The organism is Rhodopseudomonas pseudopalustris (genome assembly GCF_900110435.1).
GTDB classification, from domain to species: Bacteria; Pseudomonadota; Alphaproteobacteria; order Rhizobiales; family Xanthobacteraceae; genus Rhodopseudomonas; species Rhodopseudomonas pseudopalustris.
Genome location: NZ_FODT01000024.1, coordinates 1 through 6071 on the forward strand (window position 1 = coordinate 1; position 6071 = coordinate 6071).

The window sequence follows — 6071 nt, forward strand, 5'->3', positions numbered from 1 at the left end:
GAAACCGCCGATCGCAGCCAAATCGCATCACGCCATCACCCCTCCAGCGGCAAACTCGCCAAATCAACGAGTTTCGCAGAGGTCTCGCAAGCGGGGGAGGGAAGGGTGGGGGCCGGGCAGATCTGGCTGCTGACCGGCCCGAACATGGCCGGTAAATCGACTTTCTTGCGCCAGAACGCGCTGATCGCGCTGTTGGCGCAGACCGGCAGCTTCGTGCCGGCGAGCCGCGCCAGAATCGGCATCGTCGACCGGCTGTTCTCCCGCGTCGGCGCCGCCGACGATCTCGCGCGCGGCCGCTCGACCTTCATGGTCGAGATGGTCGAGACCGCCACGATCCTCAATCAGGCGACCGAGCGCGCGCTGGTGATCCTCGACGAGATCGGCCGCGGCACGGCGACCTTCGACGGCCTGTCGATCGCCTGGGCGGCGATCGAGCATCTGCACGAGCAGAACCGTTGCCGCGCGCTGTTCGCGACGCATTACCACGAGCTGACCGCGCTCTCCGCCAAGCTGCCGCGGCTGTTCAACGCCACGGTGCGGGTCAAGGAATGGCGCGGCGAGGTGGTGTTCCTGCACGAGGTGCTGCCGGGCTCCGCCGACCGCTCTTACGGCATTCAGGTCGCCAAGCTCGCGGGGCTGCCGCCGTCGGTGGTGGCGCGGGCGAAGTCGGTGCTGGCCAAACTCGAAGCCAACGACCGCGGTCAATCGGCGCGGACGCTCGCCGACGATCTGCCGCTGTTCGCCATGACCGCGCGCGCGCCGGTCGAGCCCCCGCCGCCGAGCGAGGCCGAGCAACTGATCGAAGCGGTAAAGGCGCTGCACCCCGACGAGTTGTCGCCGCGCGAGGCGCTCGACGCGCTGTATGCCCTGAAGGCGAAGTTGCCGAAGGCAGATTGAGGTTGGTGGCGGGATCGAAAGCGCCTCACCGCCAGACGTCGGCCTGCACCACCGCATCCTCGCGCCAGGCCTCGCGTGCGGCCTTGTTGGCCATCCAGTTCGGCAGGAAGGTCAGCGCCTCGTCGAGAATATGCGGGGTGTGCAGCCCCGGCGAATATTCCAGCGCGCGCTTGTAGTATTCCTTCAGCGCCGGCTTGAAGGTCGGGTGCGCGCAGTTCTGGATGATCACTTTGGCGCGCTGCTTCGGCGACAGGCCGCGCAGATCGGCCAGGCCCTGCTCGGTGACGATCACCTGGACGTCGTGCTCGGTGTGGTCGACATGCGAGGCCATCGGCACGATGCAGGAGATCTTGCCGCCCTTCGCGGCCGACGGCGTCATGAAGAACGACAGATAGCTGTTGCGGGCGAAATCGCCGGAGCCGCCGATGCCGTTCATGATGCTGGTGCCGGTGATGTGCGTCGAGTTGACGTTGCCGTAGATGTCGGCCTCGATCAGCCCGTTCATCGCAATCACGCCGAGCCTGCGGATCACCTCGGGGTGGTTGGAGATTTCCTGCGGCCGCAGCAGGATGCGCTCGCGGTAAAAGTCGAGATTGCGCAGGAATTCGTCGTAGCCGTCGGGCGACAGCGACAACGCGGTGGCCGAGGCATGGGCCAGCTTGCCCTTGCGCAGCAGGCTGAGCATGCCGTCCTGCAGCACCTCGGTATAGGCGGTCATGTTGTCGAACGGCCCGTCCTCGAGCCCGGCCATCACCGCATTGGCGACATTGCCGACGCCGGACTGCAGCGGCAGCAGGTTCGGCGGCAGCCGACCCTTTTTCACCTCGTGGCCGAGGAATTCGAGAATATGCTCGGCGATCGCCTGCGAGGCCTCGTCGGGAGCGGAGAACGCCGAGTTGCGGTCCGGCAGATTGGTCTCGACGATGGCGACGATCTTCGAAGGATCGCAACGCAGATATTGCTCGCCGATGCGGTCGCCCGAGGCGACGATCGGGATCGGCTTGCGATGCGGCGGCAACTGCGTGCCGTAATAGACGTCATGCATGCCTTCGAGGCGGATGTCCTGCCAGGCGTTGACTTCGAGGATCACCTTGTCGGCAAGATCGAGCCAGGTCTTGTTGTTGCCGATCGACGACGACGGAATCAGGCTGCCGTCCTCACGGATGCCGGCGACTTCGACGATCGCGACGTCGAGCTTGCCGAGGAAGCCGAACCAGACGTGCTGCGCGACATGCGACAGATGGATGTCGATATACTCCATCCGCCCGGCATTGATCCGCTTGCGGCAGGTCGGATCGGATTGATACGGCAGCCGCATCTCGATGCCATCGACCTTGGCGAGCGCGCCGTCGAGCTCGGGCGCGGTCGAGGCGCCGGTCCAGACGCTGACCTTGAACTTCTGGCCGCGGGCGTGATGCGCATTGATGCGCTCGGCCAGCGCCAGCGGCAGCAGCTTGGGGTAGCCGGACCCGGTGAAGCCGCTCATGCCGACATTCGCGCCGGAGGGAATCAACGCGGCGGCGTCGGCTGCGGTCATGATTCTCGAGCGAAGATGGGGGGCGAGGACGCGGGAGGCGGAGGCGACCATTACGGCTCTTTCTGATCGCGGGCAGGCCCGCCCGCTGATGTGAGTGATTCGATGCGTCTAGGGCAGGATGCCTTGTCTTCGAACTGTCATCGCGCTCTAGGTTCTTGTTTGAGCAAGATCTTTTCCGAAAACCGGCGTCCACTTTTCGGGATCATGCTCTAACCCCTTCGCCGAAAAGAGCCATCCAACAATCGATCGAAGCAGCTCCACGGCTGCAACGCGAGATTTCGCGTTGGCCTTTCCGATCGCGGCGACCGATCCGAACGGCAACGCTAGCTCGTTGATTTTTCGACAGTATTTGGCAGGATGGGCGGACGTCACCGCAGCGCGATCATCATCGCCGCCCACGATATGCTGCGCTTGCAATGCAGGGCCGCAAGAATTGGGCGCGGCAAGGTGGTGGTGAGAATGACGTAGAAGGAAATGCCCGTCCCGGCGGGACCAAGGTGAGGAGGCGACTTGGCTCGTCAATCACCATGACGCTCGGCAATGGTTTCGCGTCAGCGGGGTTCGCACCAGGCGTTTCGTATCAGGGGGATGACGCGTCCGGGAATACGCGTCAGGGAGACCGAAAGTCAGGGAAGCCAATAACTCGAAAACCTCCGGCAGGGCATTGCCGGAGGTTTCTTGGAGGTATTACATTTCAAAGAAAAGAGTCTGTGCGATCTCCTTCGCTTGGGCCGACAAATCAGTCGACAAAGAATTATATGACCATTTTGATTGAGTTCAATAGCTGAGTTAGTCATCGATTGAAATTCGATCGGCCCTTCCGTGGTGAGCACGTGGTGCTCGCCACGGCGCCCGCAGCGGACTTGAACCGAGGCGACGCCGATAGCACCTGGGGCCGCGTAACGTCAGTCGTGCGTCAAGACAAAAAACCCCGGCGGTCGCCCGCCGGGGTTTTCGAGATGCGCTCCTCGCGGAACGATCAGGATCAGAAGGTGCGCTGAACGCGCAGGCTGCCGGTCCAGACGCCCTGGTCCTTCAGCTCGTAGTTGGCGGTCGGCTTGCCGAGCGCCGGGATCGCCGAGACGTTCACGACACCGGTGTGGCTCTGGTCGAGGTAGGTGTACAGCACTTCGCCGGAGAAGGTCAGGTTCTTGACCGGGGTCCAGCGGGTGACGGTGCCGACCTGAGCAATGCGGAAGTCCGGATTGCAATTGAAGCCGGCAACCGGAGCGCCCAGACCAGCGCAGATCAGAGCAGACGCGTTGCCGTTATAGTCGATCGAGGTGTAGGAGCCGAACAGAGAGCTCGACCAGTAGGGGCTCCAGTTGTGGTTGAACGCACCACGGACACCCCACGCATTGGTCTTCTCGATACCGGTACCGAACACGTTGTTCGCACCAGCGAACACGCCGTCAGCCGCATGCGCGAAGGCAACGCTCTGATAGGTGCCCGGGATGCTGCCGTTGTCGTAGATCAAGAACGACGCCGGGGTCGTAACACCACCGATCACGTAACGGGTCGCGCCGTTCGAGTAGGTCGCGGTGATGTTGATGCTGTCGCCGGGGCCGGTCGGCAGGTTCTTGAGCGACAGAGCGCCCTGCACCGCGTAGCCCCAAGTGTCGCCCGGATGACCGGAGGTTTCCAAAGCCGGGGTGTAGTAGCTGGCGCGGACCTGATGCGCGGCGGCCGACACCTGGAACAAGCCCCAGGCCTGGTCGACGCGGATCTTGCCGACGATGTCCGGAACCGAGGTGCCAGCATAGGAGTTGGCGCCGTAGCCGAGCACGGTGCCGCCGACGTTGGTGTTGTACAGATTCGACTGCAGGTAGGCCGACTGATCTTCGAGCGAGACCGAGGCCGACACGCCGTTGCCGAATTCCGAAGTGTAAGCCACCTGGTTGATGCCGGTGACGTTATCGTAGCCGCCGATCAGGTAGGAGGTGTTGTTGCCCGGATAGCCGGTCCAGGGCGTATCGAACTGCGACACGGCCTTACCGAAGGTGAACCCGGCGAACTGCACGAAGGCGTAGTACACGCCGAGCTCGCCGCCGGCGATGCCCGAGTTCGCGCCGCCGGTGGTCCAGCTGAACACCGCGTCGAAATAGGTGCGAACCACGCCGTATTCGGTCGCGGTGCGGGTGTCGACGTTGATGTCCTGACGAGAACGGAAGATATAGGAGTTGGCGTTGCGGTTCTTGGCGCCCGAGGCACCGTTCCAGGCCGGCGCGTCATAGGCGTTCGAACCGTTGAACGTCACGTCGGCGCGCACGTAGCCGCCGAGCTTGATGCAGGTGTCCGTACCCGGGATGTAGTAGAAGCCGGCGCCGTAGATCGAGCAGATCTTGACGTATTCAACGGCCTTGGCCTTCAGCGGAAGATCGGCGGCCTGCGCGCTGCCGATGGCAAAGAGTGCCGCGGCGGAGCCCAATGCCAGTCGCTTAATCGAGTTCATTACAGCCCTCCAGGGTCCTGTGTGGAAGGGTCGATTCTTTGGCCACAGCCGCAGGCGACCCTGTGCTTCGATAGGTGCCGGCGTTGTCTGCCGAGCACACTTCTCAACGGGACGATTTGGTTTGCCCCACCCGTCTGCCGACATCATGATTGATTTCATTAGTTGATGGAAATTGTTTATCTAGTCATGGAACTGTTTGCGTTCTGTCGTTGTATTTGCGCAACAGGCAGATTTGCTCGACCGCCCCGATTTTCAGTCATGCCACCTTGCCGTCGCGGGACTGCGAGCCGTGACAAATAAATACCCGCGCCATGTCCAATCATCAGCTCGTGGGGCTTGGCGAGCGATGCAAAAGTCGAGATAACCCAAGGCACTGACGCGCTGACCGGGATGGGCTGCGCGCTGGTAAACGAGCGCTAATTGACATTGAAAGCTATGCGCAACAGATGATAAGGTCTACCTTCAGTAGAGCCTCGGAGGTGGAATGCCCAGAAAGGCAAAGCTAGGTCTCGCGGTCCAATCGATCGCGGTGGACCCAAGCACCGTCGGGGAATTCGTGACGGCAATCGGCAGTATCGCCGTCTATCTCGATGAAATCCGACAGTTTCGCGCCAAGAGCCTCGGCATCAGCGGGCCGCAATTCGCCATGCTGACGACAATCCGGGGGTTGGACGAGGGCGACGGCATCTCTGTGCGCCACGTCGCAAAGGCTATCCACGTCGATTCCTCCTTCATCACTACCCAATCGAAGATTCTGGAGAAGAAGGGCCTGCTGCGCCGTCAGACCGACGAGACCGACGCAAGGGTCGTGAATCTGTCGTTGACCGACAAGGCCTACAAGCAGATCGCGGGCCTTGCAGCGGACGAGCAGTCGCTGAACGAGTTCATCTTCGCGGACCTCTCCCGCGATGCGTTCGAAGGCGTCACGGCGCAACTCACCGGGCTCAAAGCCCGTCTGGAGAAGGCCTGCCTGAAGATCGCCGGGGGCTTTTAGAGCGTTTTCGAGCGAAGTGGAAACCGGTTCGCGTGAAGAAAACGCGTCAGAACAGAAAGCTAGAGCTCCGGTTCTGATTCTATCAGAACCGGAAACGCTCTAGCAGGCTGTTGAAAAAGGCACTGGCGGCAGGCCTCTCGGCATGATTCCCTTCGATGCGAATGCTTCGAGGGGAAGACGATGCGTGGAAG

5 protein-coding genes are annotated in these 6071 nt (G+C 62.2%); 2 read left to right on the forward strand and 3 right to left on the reverse strand.

The genetic code is table 11. From position 1 onward, the window contains the following. A partial coding sequence (locus tag BMY71_RS24130; RefSeq protein WP_430715355.1) for a MutS-related protein occupies positions 1-897 on the forward strand: 897 nt, incomplete at its 5' end. A gap of 25 nt (positions 898-922) precedes the next feature. Here BMY71_RS24130 and scpC read toward each other — a convergent pair. The 3 genes from scpC to BMY71_RS24145 form a co-directional block, all read right to left on the reverse strand. Then, positions 923-2485, reverse strand: a complete 1563-nt coding sequence (scpC, locus tag BMY71_RS24135; RefSeq protein ID WP_092686400.1) for a succinyl-CoA:acetate CoA-transferase ScpC — start codon at positions 2483-2485, stop codon at positions 923-925. Positions 2486-2581: 96 nt separating this feature from the next. Continuing rightward, positions 2582-2833 carry a hypothetical protein gene (locus BMY71_RS24690; protein ID WP_139202745.1) on the reverse strand — a complete coding sequence of 84 codons (252 nt, stop codon included), beginning with the start codon at positions 2831-2833 and terminating at the stop codon, positions 2582-2584. Between the two features lie 586 nt (positions 2834-3419). After that, positions 3420-4886, reverse strand: a complete 1467-nt coding sequence (locus tag BMY71_RS24145) for a porin (protein WP_011500750.1) — start codon at positions 4884-4886, stop codon at positions 3420-3422. Between the two features lie 556 nt (positions 4887-5442). On the opposite strand from BMY71_RS24145, the gene BMY71_RS24150 reads away from it, so the two are divergent. Continuing rightward, complete coding sequence (locus tag BMY71_RS24150; protein ID WP_244526167.1) at positions 5443-5880, forward strand: MarR family winged helix-turn-helix transcriptional regulator; 438 nt, start codon at positions 5443-5445, stop codon at positions 5878-5880. Positions 5881-6071: the final 191 nt, after the last annotated feature.

Coding starts and splice junctions, on each gene's coding strand:
- scpC (WP_092686400.1), bottom strand. CDS start 2,485: ATGGTCGCCTCCGCCTCCCGCGTCCTCGCCCCCCATCTTCGCTCGAGA.
- BMY71_RS24145 (WP_011500750.1), bottom strand. CDS start 4,886: ATGAACTCGATTAAGCGACTGGCATTGGGCTCCGCCGCGGCACTCTTT.